General features: G+C 64.1%; 27 protein-coding genes, 3 tRNA genes and 2 pseudogenes. 16 read left to right on the top strand and 16 right to left on the bottom strand.

Features of this window, described 5'->3' with window-relative positions; translation table 11 throughout:
- Positions 1-61 precede the first annotated feature (61 nt).
- Both HSR122_RS01145 and HSR122_RS01140 read left to right on the top strand, forming a co-directional pair.
- Entirely contained in the window at positions 62-436 is a 375-nt protein-coding gene (locus HSR122_RS01145; protein ID WP_229110839.1) for a DUF7857 domain-containing protein, read from the top strand.
- A complete protein-coding gene (locus HSR122_RS01140; protein ID WP_229110838.1) occupies positions 433-1,134 on the top strand; it encodes a MinD/ParA family ATP-binding protein in 702 nt (233 codons plus the stop codon). The genes HSR122_RS01145 and HSR122_RS01140 overlap by 4 nt, the downstream gene beginning before the upstream one ends.
- Here the strand turns inward: HSR122_RS01140 and carB are convergent, their stop codons facing one another.
- The 6 genes from carB to HSR122_RS01110 all read right to left on the bottom strand — a co-directional run bounded on the left by carB (position 1,135) and on the right by HSR122_RS01110 (position 8,227).
- Entirely contained in the window at positions 1,135-4,392 is a 3,258-nt protein-coding gene (gene carB, locus HSR122_RS01135) for a carbamoyl-phosphate synthase large subunit (protein ID WP_229110836.1), read from the bottom strand.
- 213 nt (positions 4,393-4,605) lie between these two features.
- Positions 4,606-5,130: a LiaF domain-containing protein gene (locus tag HSR122_RS01130; protein WP_229110833.1), complete on the bottom strand. Its 525-nt coding sequence runs from the start codon at positions 5,128-5,130 to the stop codon at positions 4,606-4,608.
- Positions 5,045-5,362: a LiaF transmembrane domain-containing protein gene (locus HSR122_RS01125; protein ID WP_229110832.1), complete on the bottom strand. Its 318-nt coding sequence runs from the start codon at positions 5,360-5,362 to the stop codon at positions 5,045-5,047. Before HSR122_RS01125 ends, HSR122_RS01130 begins: the two co-directional genes overlap by 86 nt.
- 116 nt (positions 5,363-5,478) lie before the next feature.
- Positions 5,479-6,045 (bottom strand): YqaA family protein, encoded by a 567-nt coding sequence (locus tag HSR122_RS01120; RefSeq protein WP_229110831.1) that lies wholly within the window; start codon positions 6,043-6,045, stop codon positions 5,479-5,481.
- A gap of 52 nt (positions 6,046-6,097) precedes the next feature.
- Entirely contained in the window at positions 6,098-7,153 is a 1,056-nt protein-coding gene (gene mfnA, locus HSR122_RS01115) for a tyrosine decarboxylase MfnA (RefSeq protein ID WP_229110830.1), read from the bottom strand.
- Between the two features lie 183 nt (positions 7,154-7,336).
- Positions 7,337-8,227 carry a PhzF family phenazine biosynthesis protein gene (locus HSR122_RS01110; RefSeq protein WP_229110829.1) on the bottom strand — a complete coding sequence of 297 codons (891 nt, stop codon included), beginning with the start codon at positions 8,225-8,227 and terminating at the stop codon, positions 7,337-7,339.
- Between the two features lie 102 nt (positions 8,228-8,329).
- On the opposite strand from HSR122_RS01110, the gene HSR122_RS01105 reads away from it, so the two are divergent.
- Positions 8,330-9,037 (top strand): phosphoribosyltransferase, encoded by a 708-nt coding sequence (locus HSR122_RS01105; protein WP_229110828.1) that lies wholly within the window; start codon positions 8,330-8,332, stop codon positions 9,035-9,037.
- Between the two features lie 41 nt (positions 9,038-9,078).
- On the opposite strand, the gene HSR122_RS01100 is transcribed toward HSR122_RS01105, so the two are convergent.
- Complete coding sequence (locus HSR122_RS01100; protein WP_229110826.1) at positions 9,079-9,630, bottom strand: isopentenyl-diphosphate Delta-isomerase; 552 nt, start codon at positions 9,628-9,630, stop codon at positions 9,079-9,081.
- Positions 9,631-9,789: 159 nt separating this feature from the next.
- On the opposite strand from HSR122_RS01100, the gene HSR122_RS01095 reads away from it, so the two are divergent.
- Positions 9,790-10,800 (top strand): AAA family ATPase, encoded by a 1,011-nt coding sequence (locus HSR122_RS01095; RefSeq protein ID WP_229110825.1) that lies wholly within the window; start codon positions 9,790-9,792, stop codon positions 10,798-10,800.
- Positions 10,801-10,821: 21 nt separating this feature from the next.
- On the opposite strand, the gene HSR122_RS01090 is transcribed toward HSR122_RS01095, so the two are convergent.
- The 4 genes from HSR122_RS01090 to HSR122_RS01075 all read right to left on the bottom strand — a co-directional run bounded on the left by HSR122_RS01090 (position 10,822) and on the right by HSR122_RS01075 (position 13,396).
- A complete protein-coding gene (locus HSR122_RS01090) occupies positions 10,822-11,412 on the bottom strand; it encodes an IMP cyclohydrolase (RefSeq protein WP_229110823.1) in 591 nt (196 codons plus the stop codon).
- Positions 11,413-11,532: 120 nt separating this feature from the next.
- A complete protein-coding gene (locus HSR122_RS01085) occupies positions 11,533-11,868 on the bottom strand; it encodes an ArsR/SmtB family transcription factor (protein WP_229110822.1) in 336 nt (111 codons plus the stop codon).
- 77 nt (positions 11,869-11,945) lie between these two features.
- Positions 11,946-12,188, bottom strand: a complete 243-nt coding sequence (locus tag HSR122_RS01080; protein ID WP_229110821.1) for a thioredoxin family protein — start codon at positions 12,186-12,188, stop codon at positions 11,946-11,948.
- Between the two features lie 41 nt (positions 12,189-12,229).
- Positions 12,230-13,396: a permease gene (locus tag HSR122_RS01075; RefSeq protein WP_229110820.1), complete on the bottom strand. Its 1,167-nt coding sequence runs from the start codon at positions 13,394-13,396 to the stop codon at positions 12,230-12,232.
- 118 nt (positions 13,397-13,514) lie between these two features.
- On the opposite strand from HSR122_RS01075, the pseudogene HSR122_RS01070 reads away from it, so the two are divergent.
- Positions 13,515-13,665: pseudogene (locus HSR122_RS01070) on the top strand (ArsR family transcriptional regulator); the annotation flags it as partial.
- A 41-nt stretch (positions 13,666-13,706) separates the two neighbouring features.
- On the opposite strand, the gene HSR122_RS01065 reads toward HSR122_RS01070, so the two are convergent.
- Entirely contained in the window at positions 13,707-14,123 is a 417-nt protein-coding gene (locus HSR122_RS01065) for an arsenate-mycothiol transferase ArsC (RefSeq protein ID WP_229110819.1), read from the bottom strand.
- A 159-nt stretch (positions 14,124-14,282) separates the two neighbouring features.
- Between HSR122_RS01065 and HSR122_RS01060 the strand changes: the two genes are divergently transcribed.
- Together HSR122_RS01060 and HSR122_RS01055 are read left to right on the top strand one after the other, a co-directional pair.
- Positions 14,283-15,128, top strand: coding sequence for a homing endonuclease associated repeat-containing protein (locus HSR122_RS01060; protein WP_229110818.1), 846 nt, complete (start codon positions 14,283-14,285; stop codon positions 15,126-15,128).
- Positions 15,129-15,154: 26 nt separating this feature from the next.
- A tRNA-Gln gene (locus HSR122_RS01055) sits at positions 15,155-15,227 on the top strand.
- A 95-nt stretch (positions 15,228-15,322) separates the two neighbouring features.
- On the opposite strand, the gene HSR122_RS01050 is transcribed toward HSR122_RS01055, so the two are convergent.
- Positions 15,323-15,781: a GIY-YIG nuclease family protein gene (locus tag HSR122_RS01050; RefSeq protein ID WP_394355536.1), complete on the bottom strand. Its 459-nt coding sequence runs from the start codon at positions 15,779-15,781 to the stop codon at positions 15,323-15,325.
- Positions 15,782-15,892: 111 nt separating this feature from the next.
- Here HSR122_RS01050 and HSR122_RS01045 point away from each other — a divergent pair, with 111 nt between their 5' ends.
- Genes HSR122_RS01045 through HSR122_RS01030 form a run of 4 tightly spaced genes read left to right on the top strand, consistent with a single transcriptional unit; the run spans position 15,893 to position 18,827 of the window.
- Entirely contained in the window at positions 15,893-16,126 is a 234-nt protein-coding gene (locus HSR122_RS01045) for a FeoA family protein (protein WP_229110815.1), read from the top strand.
- Positions 16,123-18,003, top strand: coding sequence for a ferrous iron transport protein B (gene feoB, locus HSR122_RS01040; RefSeq protein WP_229110813.1), 1,881 nt, complete (start codon positions 16,123-16,125; stop codon positions 18,001-18,003). The genes HSR122_RS01045 and feoB overlap by 4 nt, the downstream gene beginning before the upstream one ends.
- On the top strand, positions 18,000-18,161 hold the full coding sequence (locus tag HSR122_RS01035) for a hypothetical protein (protein WP_229110812.1): 162 nt from the start codon (positions 18,000-18,002) through the stop codon (positions 18,159-18,161). The genes feoB and HSR122_RS01035 overlap by 4 nt, the downstream gene beginning before the upstream one ends.
- 54 nt (positions 18,162-18,215) lie before the next feature.
- Entirely contained in the window at positions 18,216-18,827 is a 612-nt protein-coding gene (locus HSR122_RS01030) for a rhomboid family intramembrane serine protease (RefSeq protein ID WP_229110811.1), read from the top strand.
- A 35-nt stretch (positions 18,828-18,862) separates the two neighbouring features.
- Here HSR122_RS01030 and HSR122_RS01025 read toward each other — a convergent pair whose 3' ends face one another.
- Both HSR122_RS01025 and HSR122_RS01020 read right to left on the bottom strand, forming a co-directional pair.
- The gene (locus HSR122_RS01025; protein WP_229110809.1) at positions 18,863-19,618 is read right to left on the bottom strand and encodes a ribonuclease H-like domain-containing protein; all 756 of its coding nucleotides are present in this window, start codon (positions 19,616-19,618) and stop codon (positions 18,863-18,865) included.
- Between the two features lie 234 nt (positions 19,619-19,852).
- Positions 19,853-19,923, bottom strand: a tRNA-Gly gene (locus tag HSR122_RS01020).
- Positions 19,924-20,111: 188 nt separating this feature from the next.
- On the opposite strand from HSR122_RS01020, the gene HSR122_RS01015 reads away from it, so the two are divergent.
- From HSR122_RS01015 to HSR122_RS01000, 4 genes are all read left to right on the top strand, one after another.
- Positions 20,112-20,942 (top strand): NAD+ synthase, encoded by an 831-nt coding sequence (locus tag HSR122_RS01015; RefSeq protein WP_229110808.1) that lies wholly within the window; start codon positions 20,112-20,114, stop codon positions 20,940-20,942.
- Positions 20,943-21,036: 94 nt separating this feature from the next.
- The gene (locus tag HSR122_RS01010; protein ID WP_229110807.1) at positions 21,037-21,699 is read left to right on the top strand and encodes a DUF7114 family protein; all 663 of its coding nucleotides are present in this window, start codon (positions 21,037-21,039) and stop codon (positions 21,697-21,699) included.
- An 81-nt stretch (positions 21,700-21,780) separates the two neighbouring features.
- A tRNA-Thr gene (locus HSR122_RS01005) sits at positions 21,781-21,852 on the top strand.
- Positions 21,853-22,050: 198 nt separating this feature from the next.
- Positions 22,051-23,001 carry a tyrosine-type recombinase/integrase gene (locus tag HSR122_RS01000; RefSeq protein ID WP_229110806.1) on the top strand — a complete coding sequence of 317 codons (951 nt, stop codon included), beginning with the start codon at positions 22,051-22,053 and terminating at the stop codon, positions 22,999-23,001.
- Positions 23,002-23,055: 54 nt separating this feature from the next.
- On the opposite strand, the pseudogene HSR122_RS00995 reads toward HSR122_RS01000, so the two are convergent.
- Positions 23,056-23,271: pseudogene (locus HSR122_RS00995) on the bottom strand (ISH3 family transposase); the annotation flags it as partial.
- Between the two features lie 882 nt (positions 23,272-24,153).
- Here HSR122_RS00995 and HSR122_RS00990 point away from each other — a divergent pair.
- A complete protein-coding gene (locus HSR122_RS00990) occupies positions 24,154-24,519 on the top strand; it encodes a hypothetical protein (RefSeq protein ID WP_229110804.1) in 366 nt (121 codons plus the stop codon).
- Positions 24,520-25,281 lie beyond the last annotated feature (762 nt).

Here is a 25,281-nt window from a genome sequence, read left to right as displayed (position 1 = left end):
CCAACCGCGGCCACCAGTAGCCGTGTCCATATTTATATACGAACACGCGGCGAGTAGCCGTATGGTCTCGATCGAGTCGGACGCCAGCAGGCGCGACGGCGTGACCCTCGTTTCGGTTCGAGTGTCGAACACTCGGCGAACGCCCCAGCGAGTCACTCTCCGGAGCGCGCTCGAGGGGCCGATCTGGCCGCCACGGACCGGCGTCGTCGATACGCCGGATTGGGACGACGACACCTGGACAGGGACGATCCTGCCGGGACGGACACGCGGCGTCGGCTTCGCGAGTCCAGTTGCGCTCCCCGACGTTCCGGGGCACAGGCCGGTCGAAGTCACAGCGACACGGCGCGTAGGTGTCGACGAAACTGACCCGGAGGCCGTCGTCGCGAAACTGGGCGGGTGGGAACCGCCGGCGGAGCTGTTCGGCGAGGAGTCATGATTCTGGCCGTGTGTGGCGGCAAGGGTGGCGTCGGGAAGTCGACAGTGTCGCTGAACCTCGCCCGCGAACTCGACGCCGTCGTCGTCGACGCTGATCTCACGACGCCGGACCTGCCGTGGGGACGCGGGCCGGACCTCCACGACGTGCTCGCCGGGCGCGCGTCGCCGGTCGATGCTGTCGAACGAGTCGGCACTGTCGACGTGCTCCCCTGCGGTCGGACGCTCGCGGGGGCGCGGGCCGCCGATCTGGAGCGGATCGCCGACATCGTCGGTCCGCTCGACCGCCGGTACGGACGGGTGATTCTGGACTGTCCCGCTGGCATGGGCGCAGACGTCGGCTCTCAGCTGTTCAGTGCCGACGGCGCTGTCTTGGTGACTGTGCCGACGCGTGCGGGACTGTCGAGTGCGCTCCGGACTCGCCAGCTGGCGCGGGCACTCGAGACGCCGGTCGTCTCGGCCGTGCTCAACAAGTCGGCCGGTGACGAGGTGATCGCCAACCGGCTCGAACGGGCGATCGGCGCACCGACGGTCACGATCGAACGTCACGGCGACGCCGCCCGAGCCCAGCGCACGTGGCAGCCGGTGCGTGACGCCTATCCTGACAGTCCGGTTGTCGAGGCGTTCGAGACCGTCGCGGAGACGATAACTGACGCCGAACGGGAACTCAAAAGTCGTCGGGTGTCCGTCCGATCCCCGTGACTACCGTCCCCACTCGCGCTGGTCGGTGGGGCGGTCGCCGATCGCCTGCACGTTCAGCGGTTCGTCGGCGCTGTTGATCGCTTCGAGTCCCGCTTCGGCGCTCTCGATGGTCGAGAAGTACGTCACGGTCTCCTGGACGCAGGCCTCGAGGATGTCGCGTTCCCGTGAGAGCACGAGGTCGATCTCGCCGTTTCTGATCGCTTCGACCACGGCGTCGGTGTCCTCGAAGTCTTCGAGATCGAGCGTCTCGAAGTGCTCCTCGTAGCCCAGCACCGGCAGGTCGACCAGCGCCGTCCCCTCGAGCGGGATCGGCTTGCCGACGGCCGACTGGGCCTTCTGGTAGGCCTTGCCGAAGCTGCCGGCGGTGCCCATGACTTCGCCGGTCGATTTCATCTCCGGGCCGAGGCGCGGGTCGGATCCGGGCAGGCGGTCGAACGGCAACACGACCTCCTTGATCGAGACCTGATCGGGGATCTGCTCCTGGATGTCCAGTTCCTCGAGGGTCGTGCCGGCCATGACCTGCGCGGCGATTTTCGCGATCGGGACGCCAGTGCTCTTTGAGATGAACGGGACGGTACGGGACGAGCGGGGGTTCGCCTCCAGAACGTAGACCGTCCCGTCACGGACCGCAAGCTGGACGTTCAGCAGCCCGACCGTGTCCAGCGCGTCCGCGATCTGCTCGGTCACCTCGCGGATGCGGGGCATGACCGCCTTGATCTCCTGACTGCGCGGCGGGATCATGCAGGCGGAGTCGCCGGAGTGGACGCCGGCGGTCTCGACGTGTTCCATGACGCCGCCGATCAGCACGTCCTCGCCGTCGGCGACGGCGTCGACGTCCAGCTCGACCGCGTCGGCCAGGAAGTCGTCGACGAGAATCGGTTTGTCCGGGCTGACCCGGACCGCCTCCTCGATGTAAGTCTTGAGGTCCTCGTCGTTGTAGACGACGTCCATCGCGCGCCCGCCCAGCACGTAGGAGGGGCGCACGAGGACGGGATAGCCGATCTCGCGGGCCAGTTCTATCGCTTCCTCCTCGCTGGTGGCCGACCCGCCCTCTGCCTGGGCGATACCCAGGTCGTCCATCAGGCGGTTGAACCGGTCGCGGTCCTCCGCGAGGTCCATCGCGTCGACGCTGGTGCCCATGATCTCGCAGTCAAGCTCGCGGCGCTCGAGTTCCTGCTCGAGGGGGTGGCCGATGTCGACAGAGGTCTGACCGCCGAACTGGACCATCACGCCGTCGGCGTTGGTCGCCTCGATGACGTCCGCGACTTCCTCGGCGGTGATCGGCTCGAAGAACAGGCCGTCAGAGGTGTCGTAGTCCGTCGACACAGTTTCGGGGTTGTTGTTGACGACGTGGGCGTCGATGCCCATCTCACGCAGCGCACGGACGGCGTGGACCGAACAGTAGTCGAACTCCACGCCCTGCCCGATACGGATCGGGCCGCCCCCGACCACGACGACGCTCTCGACCTCGCGGTCGACGAGCAGTTCGTCGCGATCGATCCCCGAGAGCGGGTCACGCGTCGAGTAGTAGTACGGCGTCGTCGCCTCGAACTCCCCGGCGCAGGTGTCGACCAGCTTGAAGTCCCGGTCGGTCGTCTCGGCCTCGACGGTCTCGACGGTGACTTCCTCGGGAACGGCGGTGGTACCGCCGTCCTGTCGGGGCGACGAAGTCGCCTCGCTCCCGCCGTCGGCGGCCGCCTCGGTCCCCTCGTCGCCTTCCTCGACCTCGATCTCTGCGGGGAGCCACGACCGGTGTGTGTCGTTGAACTCGCCGCCGGCGATGGCGGTGATCTCCTGGTCGGTGAAACCGGCCTGTCCGGCGGTGTAGAAGTCGCCCTCGGCGGCGGCCTCGGCGGCCTCGGCGATCTCCTGATAGCGTTCGAGATACCACTCCTTGATGTCGGCCAGCGCAGCGACTTCCTCGACAGAGTAACCCCGGTCGAACGCCTCGAAGATGGCGTAGGTGCGGTCCGGGGTTGGGCGCTCTAGATACTCCGCTTCGAGCGTCGCGTCGTCGACCTCCGTCCAGTCGGCGGCCGGGTCGTACTCGCTGGAGCGAAGCGCCTTCAGCATGCTCTCGGGGAAGGTGCGACCGATCGCCATCGCCTCGCCGGTCGATTTCATCGCCGGCCCGAGTTCGAACTCGACGTCGCGGAACTTGTCTTTGGGCCAGCGCGGGACCTTCGTGACGACGTAGTCGATCGCGGGCTCGAAGGCGGCGGTCGTCTCGCCGGTGATCTCGTTTTCGATCTCGTGGAGGCGCTTGCCCATCGCGACCTTCGCGGTGACGCGGGCGATCGGGTAGCCGGTCGCCTTCGATGCGAGAGCGGAGGAACGAGAGACACGGGGGTTGACCTCGACGACGCGGTACTCGCCGCCGGGCGTGCCGTCGTCGTGCCAGGCGAACTGGATGTTACACCCGCCCTCGATGCCGAGTTCCCGGATGACCTTCAGCGCGGCGTCGCGCATCTCCTGGTGACCCTTGTCCGGGATGACCTGACTGGGCGTGACGACTATCGACTCGCCGGTGTGGATGCCCATCGGATCGATGTTCTCCATGTTACAGATGATGATCGTCGAGTCGTCGGCGTCGCGCATCACCTCGTATTCGAGTTCAACCCAGCCGTCGATGGACTCTGTGATCATTACCTCGTCGTTCCGCGAGAGGCGCAGCCCCTTCCTGGTGGCCTCCGTGAGTTCGTCCATGTTGTCGATGACGCCCGATCCCGCGCCCCCCAGAGTGTAGGTCGTGCGCATGATGACCGGCAGCCCGCCAACCGATTCGACGGCGTCCTCGACCTCATCCATGCTCCCGATGGTGACCGACTGAGGGACCGGCTCGTCGATCTTGTGCATCCGGTCGCGGAACTGCTCGCGGTCCTCTGTCGCGTAGATCGTCTCGAGCGGCGTGCCCATGACCTCGACGTCGTGTTCCTCGAGGACGCCCTCCTCGGCGAGTTCCGCCGTGACGTTCAGTCCGGTCTGGCCGCCCAGCCCGGCGATGACGCCGTCCGGCTGCTCCTTGCGGATGATCTCGGCGATGGGCTCGGTCTCGATCGGCTCCAGATACACCTTGTCGGCCATCTCCGGATCGGTCATGATCGTCGCCGGGTTCGAGTTGACCAGCACGACCCGCGCGCCTTCTTCCTGCAACGCGCGACACGCCTGCGCGCCGGAATAATCGAACTCCGCGGCCTGTCCGATCTGGATCGGGCCGCTCCCGATCAGCAGGATCGTCGGTCTCTCGTCGTCTGTCATTGTCCCACCGGAGTCCGCACATCGTAATAAGCCCGGCGAAAGATTACGAACCTCGAAACCGATTTTCGGAAATCGTAACGGAGCGACAGTCGGCACGCTCTCGGCAACATACTGATTACTGTACGTCCCTTCCGGGTCGACCGCACGAAGTGGTGCGGTCGCACCGGTACAGCAATCACAGTGAGCCGATCCGTGTGACCGGGATGGAATCGATCAGTCCTTGACGGCAACGCCGCCGAAGACAGCGAACCCGGTCACGATCAGATCGACGTCGTCGTGCTGGTGTTGTGCCCGGAGTCGATCGTCGCTCGCCCCGCCGAAGATCGGCAACACGTCGAGGGCGACGTTCCACTCGCGGGGGACGATGAGGTCGACGCCGCCGAACGCGGCCGTCGCCGTGACGGTCACGGGACGGCCCTCGAGCGTCGTGTCGCGCAGATCCAGGGTGGCTCCGCCGAACAGCGCCGTCAGCGACCCGCCGGTGAACAGCTTTGACGCCCGCTTTTCGGTGTCACCGAACACGCCCAGCCCGGTGATGTACGATCCGTCGACGTGCTGGACCTGCGACCGATACTGTCCGAGCACGAGCGACAGCCCGAACAGGACGAGCGCGAGCGGCCACAGCTGAATGACTTCCTCGGCGGTGAGATACTCATACGGTCGGTTGTAAGTCTGTTCCGGGTCGATCGCACCCGGTATGCGATCGTACCGGTAAATCGTTACAACCGACCGTATCAAGCGCGACGAGTTGCCACGCGACAGCGACGGCGATCACGGCCACTGGACCGACGACGTTCCGGAACCCGCTGGCGACCAGCGCGAACAGCCCCAGCAGGACGAACAGCGACGGGACGTACGTCCAGAAGACGCTGACGTCGGCATAGCCTGTCGTTTCCGCCAGTAGTGCGAGTCCGATGACGATCACGAGCGCTCCGAGAACCGACTGCGAGGAGATGCGACGAGTCTGCATGCGCTCTAGACGACGACCGAGACAATAAGTGTATCTGAGTGACAGGATATCACGGCGCGGTTCTCGGCAGAAAACCCGTCACAACAGTGCAGTCACGCTGGCGAACCCGACGAGCGTCACAGCAGCGCCGTCACGCTGGCGAACCCCGCGATCGTGACGACGAGCCGGCCGACGCTGCCGGCGAATGTCGCCGCCGCGAAGCGGTAGTAATCGGTCTCGAGCACCGAGAAGGCATAGATCGAGATCGTGTCGGGAAAGCCCGGGACCGACAGCGCCAGGGCCATGCCGACGTAGCCGTACTTCTGGGCGAGCTCGACCGTCTTCTTTTCCGACCAGCTGACGATGTCGAACCGCGATCGACGCACGAACCGGATGACCGGGCCCGACTGCTTGGCCTCCTGTCCGATGTGAAAGGCGAAGACGCTGCCGGCCGCCTTGCCGAGCCCGCTGACGAGGACGATCAGTGCCACGTTCGCCTCCGTCGGTAGCCCGAGGTTCATGTGACTCGCGGGAGCCAGGACGATCTCGCTGGGCAGCGGGAGCACGAACGCGATCAGAAACGAGTAGACCCCGATCAGGAGTAGCCCGACTGGCCCCGTCGCTGTCCTGATTGCACCTTCGATCGTCGCGTAGAGCCCTTCGAGTGTGCCACTCGCGAGGACGGGGACCAGTTCGACGGACACGGTAGTCACTGGATCGGACGGGTTGATAAAACGTATCGGTTTCGGCTCGGCGCTAGTACCAGTCCAGATCCGCGACGAACGACCGCAGCATCGACCGGGTGACGTGGGGCATACAGACCACCCGGAGTTCGTCCGATCCGGTCCGGGCGACGCGCCAGCCCCGGTCGCGGAGTTTCTCGACCAGCGACTGGGAGACGTCCGCGGCGACCAGCGGGAGTTCCGGTTCGATCACGTCGTAGCCCCGCTCGGCCAGCTCGTCGGCGAGCCACCGGGCGTTGTCCATCGAGCGGCGGTACTGCTCGCGGTAGCCGTCGGGCCACAGCGCCTCCATGGCCGCGACGGCGCTGGCGACGCCGGCCCCCGAGCGCGTGCCCGTCAGCGTGATCTGCTCGGTCGATTCGAGGTACGGCGTGTCGATCGCCAGCTCATCAAGCAGTGTCGGGGATCGCGAGAGCAACCCGCCCGCTGGTACTGCGGCTTGCCCGACCTTGTGAGGGTCGATCGTCATCGTGTCGATGTCCGCGTGACCGAAGTGCCACCGGTGCTCGGTAAAGGGCAGATAGAACCCGCCCCACGCGGCGTCGACGTGAAAGAGCGCGCCGGCGTCGTGGGCCAGCTCGGCCAGTTCCGGTATCGGGTCCACGTAACCGTACTCGGTCGATCCGGCGACGCCGACGACGAGCACGGTATCCCCGTCGAGCGACTCGGCTACCGCGTCGGTGTTCGCGCGGTGGTCGCGCGCCGGCACGGTCCGGAGTTCGACCCCCAGGAGGTCGGCCGCCTTCCAGAAACTGAAGTGAGCATGTGTCGGCACGACGACGTTCGGGTCGTCGGTCTCGACGCGGTTGCGCGCGATCCGCACGGCCTGGATGTTCGCCTCGGTCCCGCCGCTCGTGACGTAGCCCGCTGGTTCGGGCAGGCCGGTCACCGTCCCGAGCAACTCGACGGCGTCGCGCTCCAGATCGGCGACCGTCCGGTAGGTCTCCGGGTCGCCCGGATTCGTCGCGAGAAACCGCTCGGCCGCCTGTCGGGCCGCCGGATGTGGCTCGGTGCACATCGAGGACAGCACCCGATCGAAGTCCTGCGGCGCCGACTCGAGCCGCTGCATACTGGTCACACGTTTGTCTTTCTTCCGTATAGGAGTTGCGCTATCGGTCGATTTCGTCCGATAAACCGTTGAGAACTCGGCCGACCGTCGACCGATCCGGGCCCGTACTGGTGGCGATACCATTTCGAAATGATCCGGCACGCCGTCGTGCCAGATATCGTTCCGACCGTATAGCCACCAGTATCACACTTCGATGATCTCGTCGTCGTCGCTCTCGGGGACGACGACCGTTCCCTCGAGCGTCGTGACAGCTCGTCCGCCGACCTCGACCGTCGGACCGACGCTGACCGAGACCGTCCCCGGCCGATTCAGGAAATGGCCCTGCTCGAAGACCATGTCCGTCGTCTCCTCCAGTGCCCCCTGATAGGCGAGATAGGCCCCGACGGCGCCGCTGGCGGTCCCGGTGACCGGGTCCTCTTCGACGCCCGCCCCGGGAGCGAACATCCGCCCGTGCAGCGTCGAGTCGCCCTCGAGCGTGTCGAAGGTGAACGCGTAGATCCCGGTCGCGTCGTGCGTCGCACAGAGTTGCTCGATCGCGCGCATGTCCGGCTCCATCGACGAGAGGTGCGCGAAGTACTCGACCGGCACCGCGAGAAAGGGCAGGCCCGTCGAGGTGCGCGCGATCGGCAACCCGACCGTCCTGATCGCGTCGGCTTCGATCCCCAGCGCGTCGGCCACCTGCGCCGCGTCCGCGTCCAGTTCCACCACTGTGGGGTCGTTCTGGGACATCCAGACCGTGCCGTCGGACTCGACACGGACGTCGAGGACGCCGACGGCCGTCTCGACGGTATGCTCGCCGGCCCCGATGACGCCGTGTTCGTACAGCCACGCGTGGGCCGCGATCGTCGCGTGCCCGCAGAGATCGACCTCCGTCTCGGGGGTGAAATACCGGAGCTGGCGGTCGGCGCCGTCGCTGTCCCGGAGAAAGACCGTCTCGCTGGCCCCGAGTTCGTTCGCGATCGCTCCCATCTGGTCGGCGTCGAGGTCCTCGGCCTCGGGAACGACACCGGCGGGGTTGCCGTCGGTCGGTTCGTCGGTGAACGCGTCGACGAGGTATGCGTCGCGGGTGTCCATGGCTGTCGGTGGGTGGGCTGGCCGGTTAACGGTTTGGCGTTCCCGCTCGAACCCGCCGGGTTAATGGCCGGTCGGAGCAATCGTTCGGACGGTGACTACCGGATGAGCGACCTGCCGGAGGAGTTCCCCTGCACGATCACGAACTGGGAGTACATCTACGGCCTCACGCGGGCGGTCAGCGACGAGGTCAAGGCCGACGACTTCGAGCCGGACGTCGTCGTCGCGCTGGCCCGCGGCGGCTGGTTCGCCGGGCGCACGCTCTGTGATTTCCTCGGGCTGGACGACCTGACGAGCCTGAAGATCGAACACTACGTCGGCGCAGCCGCCAAGGGCGACGAGCCCGAGGTGCGCTACCCGATGCCGGAAGGGTCCGTCGAGGGCAAGGACGTCCTAATCGTCGACGACATCGCCGACACCGGCCAGTCGATGGCTCACGCCGCCGAATACGTCCGCGAGCGCGACCCCGGCGCCGTCCGGACGGCGACGCTGCAACTGCTTGGCACCAGCGAGTTCGAACCCGATTTCGTCGGCGAGCGCCTCGAGCAGTGGGCCTGGATCGTCTACCCCTGGAACTTCGTCGAGGACATGGTCGATCTCGTCTCGGGCGTGATGGAGAAATCCGACGCCGAGACCTTCGACCGGGAAGACATCCGCGCGGCACTGCGGGAGTACCACGGGATCGAGCGCATCGAGATGGAGATCGCCCAGCCCGACCGCCTCGGGGAAGTCCTCAAGGAGATGGAACGCCGCGACGTGATCGAGCCCGTCGACAGCCCCGACGAGGGCCGGACCGAGTGGCGACTGGTCTGAGCAACGTCGCTATCCACTCGAACGAGAAAGAGGTGAAATCGCTAGTCGGCGTCGCGGCGCATCGCGATTTCGAACCAGGGGCAGAGCCGAAGCTGGCGGTACTGCTCGGGATGGTCCTGCAGGCGCTCGTAGGGAGCCCACAGCAGGCCGGCGACCTCCTCGGGATCGGGATCGAGCGTCGTGTCGGTCAGCGTCGCCTGCAACACCGTACAGACCTCGTGTTCGACGCCCGCGTTCTCGAAGTAGCGCTTGTACTCGAAGCGATCGGTCACCCGGAGGTTCTCGTACTGGTCCGGCGTGACGCCGAGTTCCTCCTCCAGGCGGATCTCCGTCGCTTCCTCCTGGGTCTGTCCCTCCCGCGGGTGGGAGGCGACCGTCCCGTCCCAGTAGGTGTTCCACAGCCGCTTTTCCGGGGCGCGCTGGGCCAGCAGGACGTTCCCGTCCCCGTCGAACAGCAGCGCGGTGAACGCGCGATGGCGGATCCCGTCGCCGGTGTGGGAATCCAGTCGGTTGACCAGCCCCTGCTCGTTGTCCTCGGCGTCGACCGCGATGACGTCCTGCTCGGCGTTCTCGTGGGTCTCGTCGGCACTCATTGGTCGTCAGGTAGGCTGGCTGGTTCATACGCTCTTCGACTTCCGGGACCGATCGCAGTCGGTTCCTGCGGGTCGACGCCTGCCGACTGGGATCTGTCGTTCGACCCGCCCGCCCGTCGCTCGCAGGATACTTCAACGCCGCCCGCCTACGCCGACCCGATGGACGGGCCGCTGTGGACCGAGACGCACGCGCCGGCGATCGACGACCTGCCCCAGGGGACGGTGCGCGAGCGCGTGGAACGCGCCCGCGAGGAACCGATGAACCTCTTCGTTCACGGACCGAAAGGGGCCGGCAAGACCGCCGCCGTCAGAGCGCTCGCGGCCGACGTACACGAGGGTGCCGAGAACGACTTCATCGAGCTCAACGTCGCCGATTTCTTCGACCGCTCGAAGACCGAGATCAAGAACGACCCCCGGTTTCGGTCGTTTCTCGCCGGCAAGAGCGACCTCCCAAAGCGGGAGATGATCAACTACGTGCTCAAAGAGTCGGCCAGTTACACGCCGGTCGGCGGGAACTACAAGACGATCCTGCTGGACAACGCCGAGTCGATGCGCGAGGACTTCCAGCAGGCGCTGCGTCGGGTCATGGAGCAGTACTACGAGGCCACGCAGTTCGTCATCGCGACGCGCCAGCCCAGCACGCTGATCGCGCCGATCCGCTCGCGCTGCTTCCCCGTTCCCGTGCGCGCGCCGACCCACGAGGAACTCGTCGCCGTCCTCGAACGGATCGTCGAAGCCGAAGGCGTCGACCACGACGAGGAGGGGCTTGAGTACGTCGCCGGCTACGCCGACGGCGACGTCCGGACGGCCGTGTTGAGCGCCCAGACCACCGCCGAGGCCGAAGGCGAGATCACGATGAACGCGGCCTACGAGGTACTCGGCGAGGTCGAGGCCGACGACGACGTCGAAGCGATGCTCGTCGCCGCCGAAGAGGGGCGCTTCGACGACGCGCGCTCGACGCTCGACGACCTGCTCGTCGACGAGGGCTACAGCGGTGCCGAGCTGATGGAGGCGATCCTGCGGACCGCCCGATCACGCTACACCGGGCGGCAACTCGCCCGGGTCCACCAACTCGCCGGCGAGATCGACTTTGACCTGGTCGAGGGGACCGACGATCGGCTGCACCTCTCGCACTTTCTGGCGTCGCTGCCGGCGGAAACGCGGGCGTGACACGCGAGACGCGTATCCCGTCTACTCGTTGACGATCGCCGTCTCGAAGCCGTCGCCGTCGACGGCGACGCCCGCCGCACAGACGGCGTGCTCGAAGTCCAAATCGTAGGCCTCGCGGGCGGCCCCGGCGGCGTCGCCCGCCTCGAAATCGAACGCTTCGGGGCGGTCGTTCTCGTAGGTCGCGACCAGCGTCGGTTCGGTGACCTCCTCGACGAGTAGCGCATCCCGACGGACCGTCCCGATCACGGCGTCCTCGGCCGTGGGGTCGTCGTCCAGCCCGACGATGCCGGCGATGCGCGGGGTGTCGTAGTCGTCCTTCTCGAAATCGAGCGCCAGCAGCGGCTCTGCGAGTGCGTCTCGCGCTGGATAGCCAAGTTGCAGTTTCTCGGCGATGGGGTCGACGTGGCTGCCGTTGCCGACGACCGCACCGTTCTCGGTCACGCGCAACCCGTTATACGAGATATAGGGGTTGTCCGACGGCGGTGCGTCCGGCGTGGGTTCGATCGTAACGGTGCCGTCGCGGTCGACAGCCTGGCGATGTGGAAACGAGCGCGAGGAGACGCGATAGGCGCCGACCTCGGGCCCGACGATCACGAATCGTCCGACGTACATGTCTGTCCGTGCTCGCGCCGCTGACATGGTCGTATCGGTCCCGGAGCGTCGTGGTATACAGTGACGCACCTCGCTGCAGTACCAGCGGTCCTGCGAGTACGCCCGTCCGTGCCGAAACTGTCAGCACATGCTACGGACGATCTCGATGACGTCCTCCCCGTGCTCGGTCGGCCGGTATGTCACGTAGTTGCCCTCCCGATCCGCCTCAACGAGGTTCGCCTCCTTGAGTTTCTTGAGGTGATAGGAGAGCTTCGAGTACTCGATGTCGAACAGCTCGACCATGTCACAGACACAGAGTTCCGACTCGCCGAGCAGCCGCATGATCGTGAGACGTCGGTCGTCAGAGAGCGCCTGGAAGATATCCCGGGCGCTCTCGACGTTACAGGTCGCGGCCATCGACTCCAGATCCGACATCGTCTCCGGTGAAACCCGGTAGTCGTTCGATTGTGAGGACATGGTTGGTGTGTGGGGATAGAACGTACACACAAATCAGTGTGTGCATCCACGCAGTCGAACCGCCGGGGAAAGCGGCCCTAGGCCGTCTCGAACAGGTCGACAAGCTGATCGACGTCGGGGATCTCGCCCTCGACTGCGACGTCGCCGTCGACGGCGACCGCGGGCGTGTGCATCACGCCGCGGTCGATGATCTCCATCTGTGCTTCGACTTTCTCGACGGTTGCTTCTACCTCTCCGTCAAGCGTCTCAAGCGCTTTGTTGACGTTCTGTGCGGTCTTCTTGCACCTGGCGCAGCCAGGTCCGATGACTTCGATTTTCATGGGTTGTGTTGTGTGGTGTGTGTTGGTTATAGGTCGATACGTCAGACGATCAGTAGCCCCCAGATCAGCCCTGCGACGGTCGCGGAAACCGCCACGAGGCTGATGTACAGGGCCGTCCGCTTGGTGCCGATAGTCTTCCAGATAACCAGCATGTTCGGCAGCGACAGCGACGGGCCCGCAAGCAGCAACGCCAGCGCCGGCCCGTCGGCCATCAGGCCGTTGGTGTAGCCAAACAGGGACCCGATGATGGGAACCTCAAGGAGCGTCGGCATGTACAGCACCGCGCCGATGACCGACGCCAAGCCCGACGAGAGCAGCGTCGTCTCGCCGAATATTCCCTGGGTCAACAACCCGGGTGCGACCTGATGGGCGGTAAAGGTCTCGCCGGCGTCGGTCGTGACCGTCTCCAGCGGCCCCATTCCCTGAGCCATGGCGGCCATAGCGCCGATGATGCCGATGACGAACGTCCCGGCGATCAAAAGCGGGAAGATCGCCTTCGTGAAGAACCACGTCTCCTGGAGCCACTCGTCGATCACGTCGCGGTCGAACTGCGTGTACAGCAGGTACCCCAGCAGTGCGAACCACGGCGCGAGCAGCGGGGCCTTGACCGCCCAGGTGAGCAGGCCGGTGGCGGCGATCAGCAAGATCGCGACCTGACTGCCGAAAAAGCCGCCCGTCACCCAGAGGGGGCGGTCGCGCTCGGCGACGATCTGGCCCCCGTCGGTGGCGACGGTCTGCCCCTCGGGCGACTCGCTGTCGTCGCCACTCCCGAAGACCAGCGCCATCGTCAGGCCGATCCCGGCGGCCATCGCGACCGCGAAGAACGCTCGCGCGCCGCCCAGCGGTAACCCGAGCACGCGGGCGGTGAACACGATCGCCAGGACGTTGATCGCCGGGCCCGAGAACAGGAAGGCTGTCGCGGGACCGATCCCCGCGCCCTTCTTGTAGAGGCCGGCGAACATCGGGAGGATCGTACAGCTACACACCGCCAGCGCGACTCCCGACACCGACGCGATGGAGTACGCCTGAAGCTTGGGTGCGTCGCTGCTCAAATACTTCTCGATGAACCGGTCCGACAACACCGCGGAGATCCCGCCCGCGATGAAAAACGCAGGCACCAGGCACGTGATGACGTGCAGCGTCAGGTACGACAGCGTCTCGTCGATTCCGGCCCGTATTATCGGCACGAGCACGTCGATCGGCGTCACGGTGCGACCACCATTTCAAATCAATCTAAAACGCAGACCCACATATAGTTGATGGTTTCAAAAACTATTGAAACAGAATCGATCGTGAGGATTGTGCTCTGACGCGCACCGTGCGTTCGCGCCGCTGCTCAACGTCAGCGACAGGGCGATCAGCCACGCGCTGTCGAAGCTCAACCGGACTGGTGACCCGCCGCAAAGAGGGCAAGTGGCGCACGTACCGGACCACGAGGCGGGCGACCGCGCTCGTGATCGCGCTCGATGGCGCTCGCGAGAGCGACCGGCAATCAGGGCTTGTTGGACCTCGAATCAGCTACGCCTCGACGAACTCCTCGAAGAGGTCGGTGACCCGACCCTCGGTCTCCTCGCGGATCTCGCGGACGGTTTCGACGTCTTTGCCGTGTGGGTCCTCCAAGGTCCAGTCGCGGACGTCGACGTCGGCGTCGAGTTCGAGCGTCGAACAGCCCATGGTGGCGACGACGTCACAGTCGTTCAGTTCGTCCGTCGAGACCGCCCGGGGCTGGCGGTCGGAGATATCGATGTCGAGTTCGGCCATCGCCTCGACGACTTCCGGATGGACCTCTTCGGCGGGGTCGGTCCCGCCGGTGAGTATTTGGACATCCCCGTTCAGCCCTCGTCGGTCCCATTCTCGGCGCGCGAACGCGGCTGACATCTGGCTTCGACCCGCGTTCTGGACACAGACGAAACCGAGTTTGACATTATCGGTCATATCTGCCGAGACGAAGGGGTGCGGAATAGCGTTTGCTAAGACCTCTATTATCGTGTATATAGAATGCCGAAAGACGGTCCAGACTGTGTTTTCCGAGCTATCTCATCGGAAACGGGTACGTCCCATCTCTTTATCCCGGAAGACGGCACAACGTGTGGTGTGACCACCGAGTCCGAGTGTGTCGATGCGCTGCGGGAAGCCGCCGAGGCGCTGGGCGAGTCTCCGACGAAAGCCCAGTACGAGGGGTTGGGGCTAACTCCTGCCTCGGGCACGATTCAGCGCGTGATGGGCGGTTGGAACGACGCGAAGGAAGCGGCGGGGCTGGAGACGTATGACTCGCACGGATCCCGCGTCCAGCCCAAACCGGATGACGTCGATCTTCCAGACGAACTCATCTGGGAAGACCTCACGAGATATCAACGCTGGCATTACAAAAACCGGGAGTGGAATACCGAACGGACCCTCAAACGCCGTGCGCGCCTTCGCGAGTGGATACACGAGCGAAAAGCCAACAGTGACGGATGTCGCAACTGCACCGAGTCTGACCCGGCCTGTCTTGATTTCCATCACCTATCGAGTGGGGACAAGGAGATGGCCGTCAACAAGATGATCCCGTACGGATACTCGAAATCCGATATCGAGGCCGAAATGGAGAAATGTGAGATTCTGTGTGCAAATTGCCACGCAAAAGAACACGTTTCAGCGCCAGAGGCGCACGTGATGGTGGAAGGGCCTCAGACTAGAGTGGAACGGCTCCGGCAGTGGGCTTACGAGTACAAGCGCACGCGTGGCTGTCAGCGTTGCTCGGAGACCGATCCAGTGTGTTTGCAGTTTCATCACGTCTCGGAGAAATACGCAGGTGTCAGCGAAATGATTGCCAATGGCAAACCCGAGTCGGATATACGCGCAGAAGTCGAGAAGTGTGTCGTTCTCTGCGCGAATTGCCATCGGAAAGAACACTACGAGCGCCTCGTAGTTACCCCAGAAGAAAGCGACAACATTTAGTAAACCCACGGCATTCTGTCGAATGCAGTCCTGTGGTGTAGTGGCCAATCATGCGGGCTTCTGGGGCCCTCGACGGAGGTTCGAATCCTCCCAGGACTACTTCTCTGGCGACTAATTCGAGAGTAGCGACGCGATCCCTCGCAACGATTTCCGGCGAACGAAAGCCGTCTTAGGTCTCGAGTCGTTCTACGAACTCAATCGTTTCGCGCACTCGCGTGTGTCCGCCGAACTTCGTCCGGAAACGCTTCGCCCTCGCCGCCGTACACCAGATGGCTGTTACAGTCGCAGTCCGACGCACCGACCCCCTCGATCGGCTCGCCGGCCAGACGCCGGCTGACCGCACACTCGATGTCGGCCTCGGCCGAGCGGACGACCTCGACGATCCGCGTGCCCGGATGGCCGAGCAGGTAATCGACATGCCAGTGGCGCGCGTCGTTTTCGCCACTCGCCACTCGTCGGTGGCGATCGATCCGGGAGAACCCACCCGGGCCGAACGCGCTGCCGGTGTAGGCATACGTTCCGGCCGCCAGTTCGCGCTCGCCGGCCGCCCCGAACGTGATCGTCACCGACTCGGGCAGCTCGATCAACAGCGTGTAGGTGCCACTCGTCACAATCTTGCTTGCACTGTCGTACACAAAACCGCACTGCCGCATGGTTTTGGCTGGCCGAATTCTACACAATTGTCAATATCTGTTTTCAGCGCCTGGGAACCGTCGCCCTTTCTTTACCCCTTTGGTTGGCTATCTTCAGTTAGGTGGACCTAAATGACTGAGGTGCTGGCCGACACGGCCCCGGGCGAGTCCGTCTCGCTGGAGCAGGTACCGGACGACGACGTCCGGGCGCGCCTGCTCAGGCTCGGTTTTCTGGACGGAACCGTGGAGTGTCGCCATCGGCTCCGGAAGGGGCCGATCGTTCTCAGGCGCAACGGCACGGAAATGGCACTCGGGGCCGATCTGGCCGCCGAGATCGAAATCTCGCGAGCGGGGGCCGATAGATGAGCTGTCACGAGACCCGCGACAACGAGGTCGACGCCGACGAGACGGTCGCGCTGGTCGGCTGTCCGAACGTCGGCAAGAGCGTCGTTTTCGGCGAGCTCGCCGAGCAGTACGTCGACGTCTCGAACTACCCGGGAACGACCGTCGACACGACCGAGGCCGCTTTCGGCGACGCGAAACTGACCGACACCCCCGGTGTCTACGGGATCTCCAGCTTCGACGAGGAAGAGCGAGTGACCCGCGAGATCGTTCTCGAAGCCGACGCGGTCGTCAACGTCGTCGACGCGACCCAGCTCAACCGGGACCTGTTCCTGACGCTGCAGTTGCTCGACATGGGGATCCCGACGGTCGTCGCGCTGAACATGATGGACGAGGCCGAGGCCGACGGGATCGACATCGACGCCGACGCGCTCGAAGCCGAACTGGGCGTCCCGGTCGTTCCCACGGTCGCGGTCGACGGCGAGGGGATCGACGAGTTGCGCGACCGCGTCGACGAGGCTCGCGCGCCCGAGTCGACCTCGATCGAACGGTGGTTCGACGAGTTGCCTGACGATGTGGAGGCCACGCGCGCGGAGAAGACGCTGCTGGTCGAGGGCGACGAGCCGACCGCCGAGCGCGTTTCGACCGGCAAGGTCGTCGCCGACGGCGGCGTCCCGGCGCTCGCGGAGACCGGCCAGCGCGAAGACGTCTACGGACACCGCCGTCGCCGCGTCGAAGACATCGTCGGCGGCGTCCTCTCTCGCGAGGAGCGCGATTCGTCCTGGGCCGAACGGTTCAGCGATCTCATGCTCAACCCCCTGACCGGGACCCCGATCGCGCTCGTGATGCTGGGTGGAATATTCTACTTCATCGGGGTTGTCGTCGCCCAGAAGATCGTCGGCTTCCTCGAGACGATCGTGTTCGGCGAGTACTACAACCCGGTCGTCAACAACACCGTCGAGAGTCTTCTGCCTGCTGCAGGCTGGGCCGAGCCGGTCGAATTCATGCTGATCAACGGCAACCTCGGCCTGCTGACGATCACCGTCCAGTACATCGTCGGCGTCCTGTTGCCGCTGGTCGTGGCCTTCTACTTCGTGATCGGAATCCTCGAGGACTCGGGGATGCTCCCCCGGCTGGCCGTGCTGACCGACCGCGGGCTCAACCGGATCGGGCTGAACGGCCGGGCGATCGTCCCGATGATCGTCGGCGTCGGCTGTGTGACAATGGCGGTCATCACGACCAGAATGGTCGGCAACCGCCGCGAGCGCCTCATCTCGACCGCGCTGCTCGGGCTGGCCGTGCCCTGCTCTGCCCAGCTCGGGATCATCATGGGACTGCTCGCCGGCCTGGGGCTGATCTGGTGGTTCGGCTACCTCGGCGTCCTGCTGGTCGTGCTCGGGGTCGCCGGGCTCTTCCTCGACCGGACGCTTCCCGGCGATAGCACGCCGCTGGTGACCGAGCTTCCGCGGATGCGCGTCCCGCGCCCGCGGAACATCCTCCGGAAGACCTACAACCGGACGAAGATGTTCCTCCGGGAGGCGATCCCGCTGTTCGGCGTGACCGCGATCGCGATCTCGGTGCTCGAATACGTCGGCGGGTTCGGCCTGATTCAGCGTGCGCTGTCGCCGGTCACGGCACTGGTCGGACTCCCCCAGGAGTTCGCGCGCGTCCTCCTGCTGGGACTGGTCCGGCGTGACTTCGCTGCGGCCGGGATGACCGACATGGCGTTCACCACCGCCGAGACCTTCGTCGGACTGGTCGTCATCACGCTGTTCGTCCCCTGCATCCTCGCGATGGTGATGATCCTCAAGGAACGGGACGCAAAGAGCGCGCTACTGATGTGGATCGGCTCCTGGGTCGTCGCCTTCGGCGTCGGTGGCCTGCTGGCGGTGATCCTATGATCTGTCCGAGTTGCGACTTCGAGTTCGATCTCTCCCGTGGGCTGCAGTGTCCGCGCTGCGGCGCGGCCATCGACTGCAGCGAGATCGGCTGTGCCAACTGCGACGCCTGTAACGACGTCTTCCAGCAAATCGGGCGGAAGATCCGCTCGGGAGACTGATCGCGCTGTCGGCACGACCACCTCACTTTTTCCGATCCACACCCTTTGGCCGGTATGGACGAGCCCTCGAGTCCCTCCCTGTCGCTGGCTGCCCTCGCCGTCGTCGTCGGCATCGCACAGATGCTGCTGGCGATCGTCGGCGTCGACCCCTACGCTCTCGCGCTCGCCTGGCCGCTCGGCGAGAACCCCTGGACGCTGTTGACTAGCGTCTTCGCCCACAGCGGGCCCGGGCACCTCCTGTCGAACCTGATCGGGCTGGTGGTCGTCGGCCTGTTTCTCGAGCGCAAAACCTCTCCAGCCCGGTTTTACGCGTTCTTCCTCGCGACCGGGATCGTCGCCGGCGTGATGGAAGTAACCGTCGCGACGCTCGTGTTCGACCACCGGGCAGCGGTGCTCGGTGCCAGCGGCGCGGTCTTCGCGCTGTTCGGCTACGTCCTCGGCGGGAACCGCCTGACCGAGTTCGTCGCGGGCGGGATCACGGTCAGTCCGGTCGCGCAACTGGGTCTCCTGCTCGTGGTGGCGGCCGGCCTGACGCTCGCGACGGCCGGCCCACAGACGGCCCTGATCGCACACTTCACCGGTCTCGCGGTCGGCGTCCTCAGCGGTCGCCGACACCTGCTTCGGTCGTCCACCGGTCCGTCCTCGGCACATTACAGCCGGCGATAAAGCCGATCTCCACCGGAAACAGAAGGGTCGTCTCGCTACCGCAGCGTCGCCGTCTCCGGCAGGACGGAGCGCTCGAGGCGCTCGTTGACTCGTTCCGTGAGGGGTTCGAGGTTCTCGACGTCCTCGCGATTGTACGAGATGAGCGTTTCCAGTGCAGATTCGTCGCCGCGCTCGTACTGGTGCCACAGCTGGACCGCTTCCCGGCCGCTGATGTCCGGGCGATCGCGGTCGATGCCGATCTCCCCCTCGATGGTCTTCAGACCGCCCGTGAGATCCAGGCGACGACAGGGATACATGAGATCGAGGTGAGGCGTGTCCGACAGCGAGACGTCGAAGTTCGCCTCGAGGAAGGGGACGTCGAAGCGCTTGCCGTTGAAGGTCACGAGCAGGTCGGCGTCGGCAAACAGGTCCCGCAGGGCGTCGTCATGGAGATCGCGGCCCTGCACGAGCGTCGTCGTCTCGTCGCCGAGTCGGGCGCTGACGGTCGTCACCTCGTTGCGACGTTCGTCCAGTCCCGTCGTCTCGATGTCGAAGAAACACGCGTTCTCGCGGAAGGTCTCGAACAGCCGCCACTGCTCAGCGCTGGGGAACTCCCGGGCGAAGAAGTCTGCGTCGCCCGCCCGGAGGCGGTCGCTCGCCCGGTCGATGAACGACTCGATGCGTCGGCCGGTCGTCTCGCCGACCGCGTCCGGGTAGAACTCCTCCCAGTGGGTGATCCCCTGCTCCCAGAGGCGTCGCTCGGTCGTCTCGCCGACGCCCTCAACCGGAATGAAGCTGTTCTCGACGCGCACACTCTCCGTGAGATTTCGAGCACTGTAAATCTCGCGTTTGCCGCGTTCGACAGTCCGTTGCTGGTAGTGCCCCCTCTAACTGCCATCATCCGTAGTTCAAATATCAATCAAATCAATCTATCAGTGATGTAGTCGAATCTATAGAAGGGGCGGCCGAGATCAGTCGTGGGCTGGGACTCGCGTGATTCGATTCCCGCTGGCGACTTCGCTCGTCACGCCCGTTCCTCGCAGAAGTGCGCCGGCCGGGAATTGAACCCGGGCTATGAGCTTGGGAAGCTCATGTCCTACCACTAGACCACCGGCGCTCGTTCACTGCGTTCACATCGCACCGAGACTCGCAAATCCGACAGATTTGCTCACCACCGGCGCGCTCGTCACTACGTTTCTGAACGGCCGTCGCACTTCAATATAGCGTTTCGAACCGTTCGACGGTCGTCCAGTTCTGCCGAGCGGACGGGTGCCTATTTACTCGTTCGTGCCGAAACCCCCGTACATGACCGACGAGGAAACGATCGCACAGGCCGAGGAACCGCTCGATCTCTCGCTGACCGACGCGGAACTCGGGGACAGACACGAGCACATCACCGCGTTCATCCGAGAACAGATGGACGCGGCGGGGACAGAGACGGCCGTCGTCGCGATCTCCGGCGGGGTCGACAGCGCCCTCGTAGCCGGCCTCGCCGCCGACGCGCTCGGTCCCGACCGGGTCCACGGGCTGGTGATGCCCAGCGAGGTGAACGACGACGAGACGATGAGTGACGCCGTCCGCGTCGCGGAGACGTTCGAACTCCCGCACGACGTGATCGAAGTCGGCCCGATTGTCGACGCCTTCCTCGAGGCGTACCCCGAAGGACGCAATCACCAGATGGCCGCCGGAAACGTCCGGGTCCGAACGCGAGCGGTCCTGAACTACCTCGTGGCCAACACCGAGAACGGGCTGGTGATCGGGACGGGCAACCGGACGGAAGCGCTGATCGGCTATTTCACCAAGTACGGCGACGGCGCGGTCGACTGCCATCCGATCGCCAACCTCTACAAACAGCAGGTGCGCCAGCTCGCCCGTCACGTCGGCGTCCCCGAATCGGTCGCCTCGCGCACCCCAACTGCGGGGATGTGGGTCGGTCAGACCGACGAAGAGGAACTCGGGATCGAGTACGACACGCTCGATTCGATCCTCGCCTTGCACGTCGAAGGCGGCGTGCCCGTCGGTGCGACCGCTCGCGGGATCGGCGTCGAGGAGGCGGTCGTCGAGCGCGTCCGGGCGCTGTACGAACACAGCGCACACAAGCGTCAGGTCCCGCCCGGTCCCGACGCGCCGTACTAGCTGCGTTCCGAAACCGACGGGCACTCGATCGCCAGAACGACAGCGAGTGGTCGTTTCCAAAGGTCTTTGCCTGTCCCACCACTAGCATCACTCGATGCAGGAAGCCGGGGCGATCCGGGCGGCCGCGCTCGACGCCGTCGAAGACGTCGACCCGCAGGCCATCTACGAGCGGATCGGCGAACTGTTCGACCAGGAGTCGATGGCTCCGGGCGTGTTCACCGTCGCGTGTGCGAACGCGATCCGTGAACGCTCGGGTCGAACAACCGCCGATCTCGACGCCGACGACGCGCTCGCCAAGCGAGCGGCCGGCGTCCAGCTCATCTATGTCGGTCTCAGTCGGACGCGGACGCTCGCTGCCGACCAGCCGTGGGCGACCGGCGAAAGCGATGCGGCCAACCTCGATATTCTCGTCGCGGATATCCTCGTCGCCCGTGGCTTCTACTTGCTCGCCCGGACCGAAGCCAGCGACGAGGCCGTCGCGGTCGTCAGAGCCTTCGGCCGCGATCAGACCGTCGCCCGTGAGACCGGCGAATCGCTCGACGCGAACCTCGAACGTGACGTCTTCGAACTGGCCGCCGTCGCCGGCGCGACCGCTGCCGGCGTCAGCCCGACGCCCCAGCTTCGCGAGCTCGCAACGGATCTCGGGGACGAGTCTTCTGACGGATCACTGCCCCGGACGCTTCACGACCAACTCACCACCGTCGTGAACGTCGATTCCAGCGGTACTGACGGCGTCCGGACCTCCGTCGATCACTGATCGAACGCTTCTCGAGGCGCGACAGCTGCCACCGCCAAATCGAAACGCCTAAAGACAACTCGGGGTAACCAACAGATGCGCGCCTGGGTAGCTTAGCGGTAAAGCGCGTCCTTGGTAAGGACGAGAGCCCGGGTTCAAATCCCGGCCTAGGCTCTCTTTCCCTGTTACATCCGGTAGTTATCACACTATCTGTCGTTGCAACAATGACCAGGGTGAAAGGACGCGAGGGTGGTTCGAATGTGACTACCCCGACGCTGTCACGCGATTCTGTGGAACAGTCAGGTATATTGGAAAAGGAATTTAAATTTTGCAGGTTCAGATCGCTAGCTTCTAGCCGGAGGGATCGAGAACATGCCGCATAGCGCCGATAACAAAGTCGACGGGATTGTCCTCGTCACCGAGGACGCACAAGAATTCCTCAACCCCAAACAAGAGATTACCTACCGCGAACACCGCCGCGAACTCGCCGAATGGATGCTATCCCTCGGCAAGAATCCGTCCAAGGCAGAAGTATACAGCTACACCACTGCCAAGAACCGGATGAACCGCCTCGACATCTTCTATCGCTTCATCTGGGACCGCAAAGGCCGCTACATCCAGGACCTCACTACCGACCACGCCGACACCTGGATGCGGTGGCTCGCCCGGCAGGACTACAAAGAATCCACGAAATGCCACTACCAGAAAGCCGCCCGCACCTTGTTCAAGTGGAAACGACACGCCCGCGGCAGCGACACCGAATGGGATCCCGAGATTGAATACAGCGACCCGTCGACAAACTACCAGCCCCGGGACTACCTGACCCGGCAGGACCGCCGCCGACTCCGTGAAGCCGCGATGGAATACGGCAGCGTCCCCCACTACAACTCCGTCGCACCTGAGGAACGCGACCGGTGGAAAACCTACCTCGCACAACGCCTCCAGAAACCGAAGGACGAAGTGACAAAGCAGGACTGGAACCGGGAAAACTGGATCGTCGCCCTGAAAAACGAGACCGTCTCCATCCTCAAGCGCTGGATCGACGAACGCGAGACACGAGAAAAATACGACGACTGTGACGCCCTCTGGCTGACCAAATACAGCAACCGGTACGACAAGGATTCGTTCCGTACCGTCTTCCGCAACGTCGCCGAGGAAGCAGGATTGGACCTGGAGAACCGGGACCTAACACCGTACAGTATCCGTCACAGTACAGCCACCTACATTGCCGACGAGGAAGGGCTGGCCGTGGCCGCCCAACAGTGCCGTCACAAATCCAAACCCACTACCGAGAAGTACGAACGTAGTTCAGTTGACATATAGGATGACGCCGTCAACAGCATCGAATAGCTCTTCAATTCCGTCTCGGACCCTGTGAACGGTGTCGTCACACGGAGTCCCATTGGTATCGTTGCAGGTATCCCAGATCGAGTTCTGGTTGACGCAGGCCAAGATAACGACGAGCCAGATGTCGCCGGAGTCGAGGGGGCTCCCCTCGACACCCGGCAACGGGAGTGGAGCGATGACTTCTTCCGCTACGTCTTTTACGTCCGACGCCGAAAGGTACTCGTCTGGATCGGGGATATTGAACACGTCCATATCCAGACACTTTCTCTTGGTTAACTCGACGATTCAATTCCGCTAATTACGCTGGTCGGGAAGTACCAAAACTTCCCTCGCTGAACTCACCGAGAATCTATGAGTATCTCTGCTGATCCCTATGAGTCAGAAACACTGGAACGGATGGGTCAACTTCCGTTCCTTTTGGTGCTAACCGCGTTTCTGTCTCTGAAACGGAGGTCAGTTCGTAAGGCCGTTGGACACGTATTCTGGCCCATGCAGACCAGACGATCGTTCCTCTCACAGGTTGCCGCGATCGCGCTCGGTGGCTCACTCTTGAATGTAGGAGCGACCGCGACGGGACGACCATCCGGAGACGAAGACCAACAGTCGGCCAGTCAGAGCACTACGGAACTTACTGTTTCGGGAGACCCAGCTATCGTTGGCCAGATCGGACTCCCGGCGGTCCCGGGAGTGTCCTTCGGGACTATCGGTCGATACGCCGCCATCGTCTCCCCAGGTGACGTGGATCATATCGCCGGGAAGATCGAGACACGGGACGGCCAACTCAGCGGCGGTTCGGGCACGGCCATCGGCTCGTTCGATGTGCGGTCGATCGCAACTGACCTACAGCGTCACACCGCGTTCAGTCGGATCAATCGGACCAAGGGATCGAACAGCACTGGGACAGCTTCCGGTTTCGGTGTCACAGTGACGGCGTCATCGGCTGATCGTCATCGTGAAGCCCGGGAGTCCCCGAGCGAGCTCCTGGCCCGGGTAGAGCCCGCGTCAGTCCTCGTTCTTGAACCATCACGGATCAACTTGGCTGTCGACGCAACTCGGACCGCTGCAGCCGAGCGACTGGCGAGATGGCGACGCCGATCGACCCGGGTCGGGGGATCCACACGGGGCGAGGTGGACACCGCGTCGGCTCAGGACAGCGTCGTGACTGCACACGTCAGTCTCGACGAACCGATGCGCCGGCGACTCCTCGATGTGCTGCCCTCGTCCCCCGAGAGACTCCGTCGGTTTGTCCGTTCGATCCAGGAGGCAGGCGTCGCGATCCAGGGGAACGCGGCAATCACCGAGCTACGGTACACGTTCTCTCTTGACGACAATCCCTCAGCGAGCCAGGCATTCGTTACACTACTGGCGGATCTACGGGCACACGAGGGGGTACGGCTCGTCGATCAGTCCGTCTCTTCGAGTGTCGTAACCGCCCACGTCTCGATACCGACGGACTCGCTGTGGACAGTGCATAGGAGCCTGCTCGGCGTTTGATGATGCTGTCAGGACTGATCACGAACAGGCTAACCAACTTGTCACGTTCTAATCATCGATGATGAATCGTCGTAGGTTCCTCGCTGGGACGTGTGGTGGACTCGTCGCCGCAAGCGGGTGTCTCGGACGCGACAGGAATGAACTATTCGTGACAGATAGAACCGTCGATGTCCGTGCTCGTGGGTGTGACGACAAACAGAAGAAAATATTGCCCCGGTTTGATGTATCCGTCAACTAACTTCACCTCGAAGCCATAATATCGGAGACAGCAGCGTGTGAGCCACTCGATATTTCGTACGCCCGCAACCACGAATCCGACCGAAACATCGTGGAAGTCATGCTGTTGACTGACGAAGACTGTAAGTCGTGTACACGCTATTACGAATATGACGCAACAGTCTCGTTCCGGGAGGTACCCGATGTCGTGGCAGTTGCTCATTCAGCCCCGGGAGAAGTACTGGAAATGCGGGCATTGGAGATCGAAGAAGAGACACCGACAGTCCTGATCTGAGTGTATCCGAAATACTTTGTCTGCTGTGTCTCGCCAGATCTGGCGGTTCGTTTATCGTCCATTGGTACGTCTATCTGTCAAGTAATCGTGTTACTGTGGTCGGCGTGGAAACTGGAATGGCTAGAGAAAATACGTTTGTTGGATTTCTCACGGCTGCTTTCAGCACACGTTCCCGATACTGTCCGAACCAGGTTCAAGCCCGGAACGTGTCACCGTACCGTTGCTTGAGTGCGAAGAGGACAGTCTCAATC

This window comes from Halapricum desulfuricans, from assembly GCF_017094525.1.
In the GTDB taxonomy this organism is placed as follows: Archaea; Halobacteriota; Halobacteria; order Halobacteriales; family Haloarculaceae; genus Halapricum; species Halapricum desulfuricans.
The sequence above is the reverse complement of the archived record's forward strand: the minus strand, read 5'-3'. Positions and strand labels throughout refer to the sequence as shown.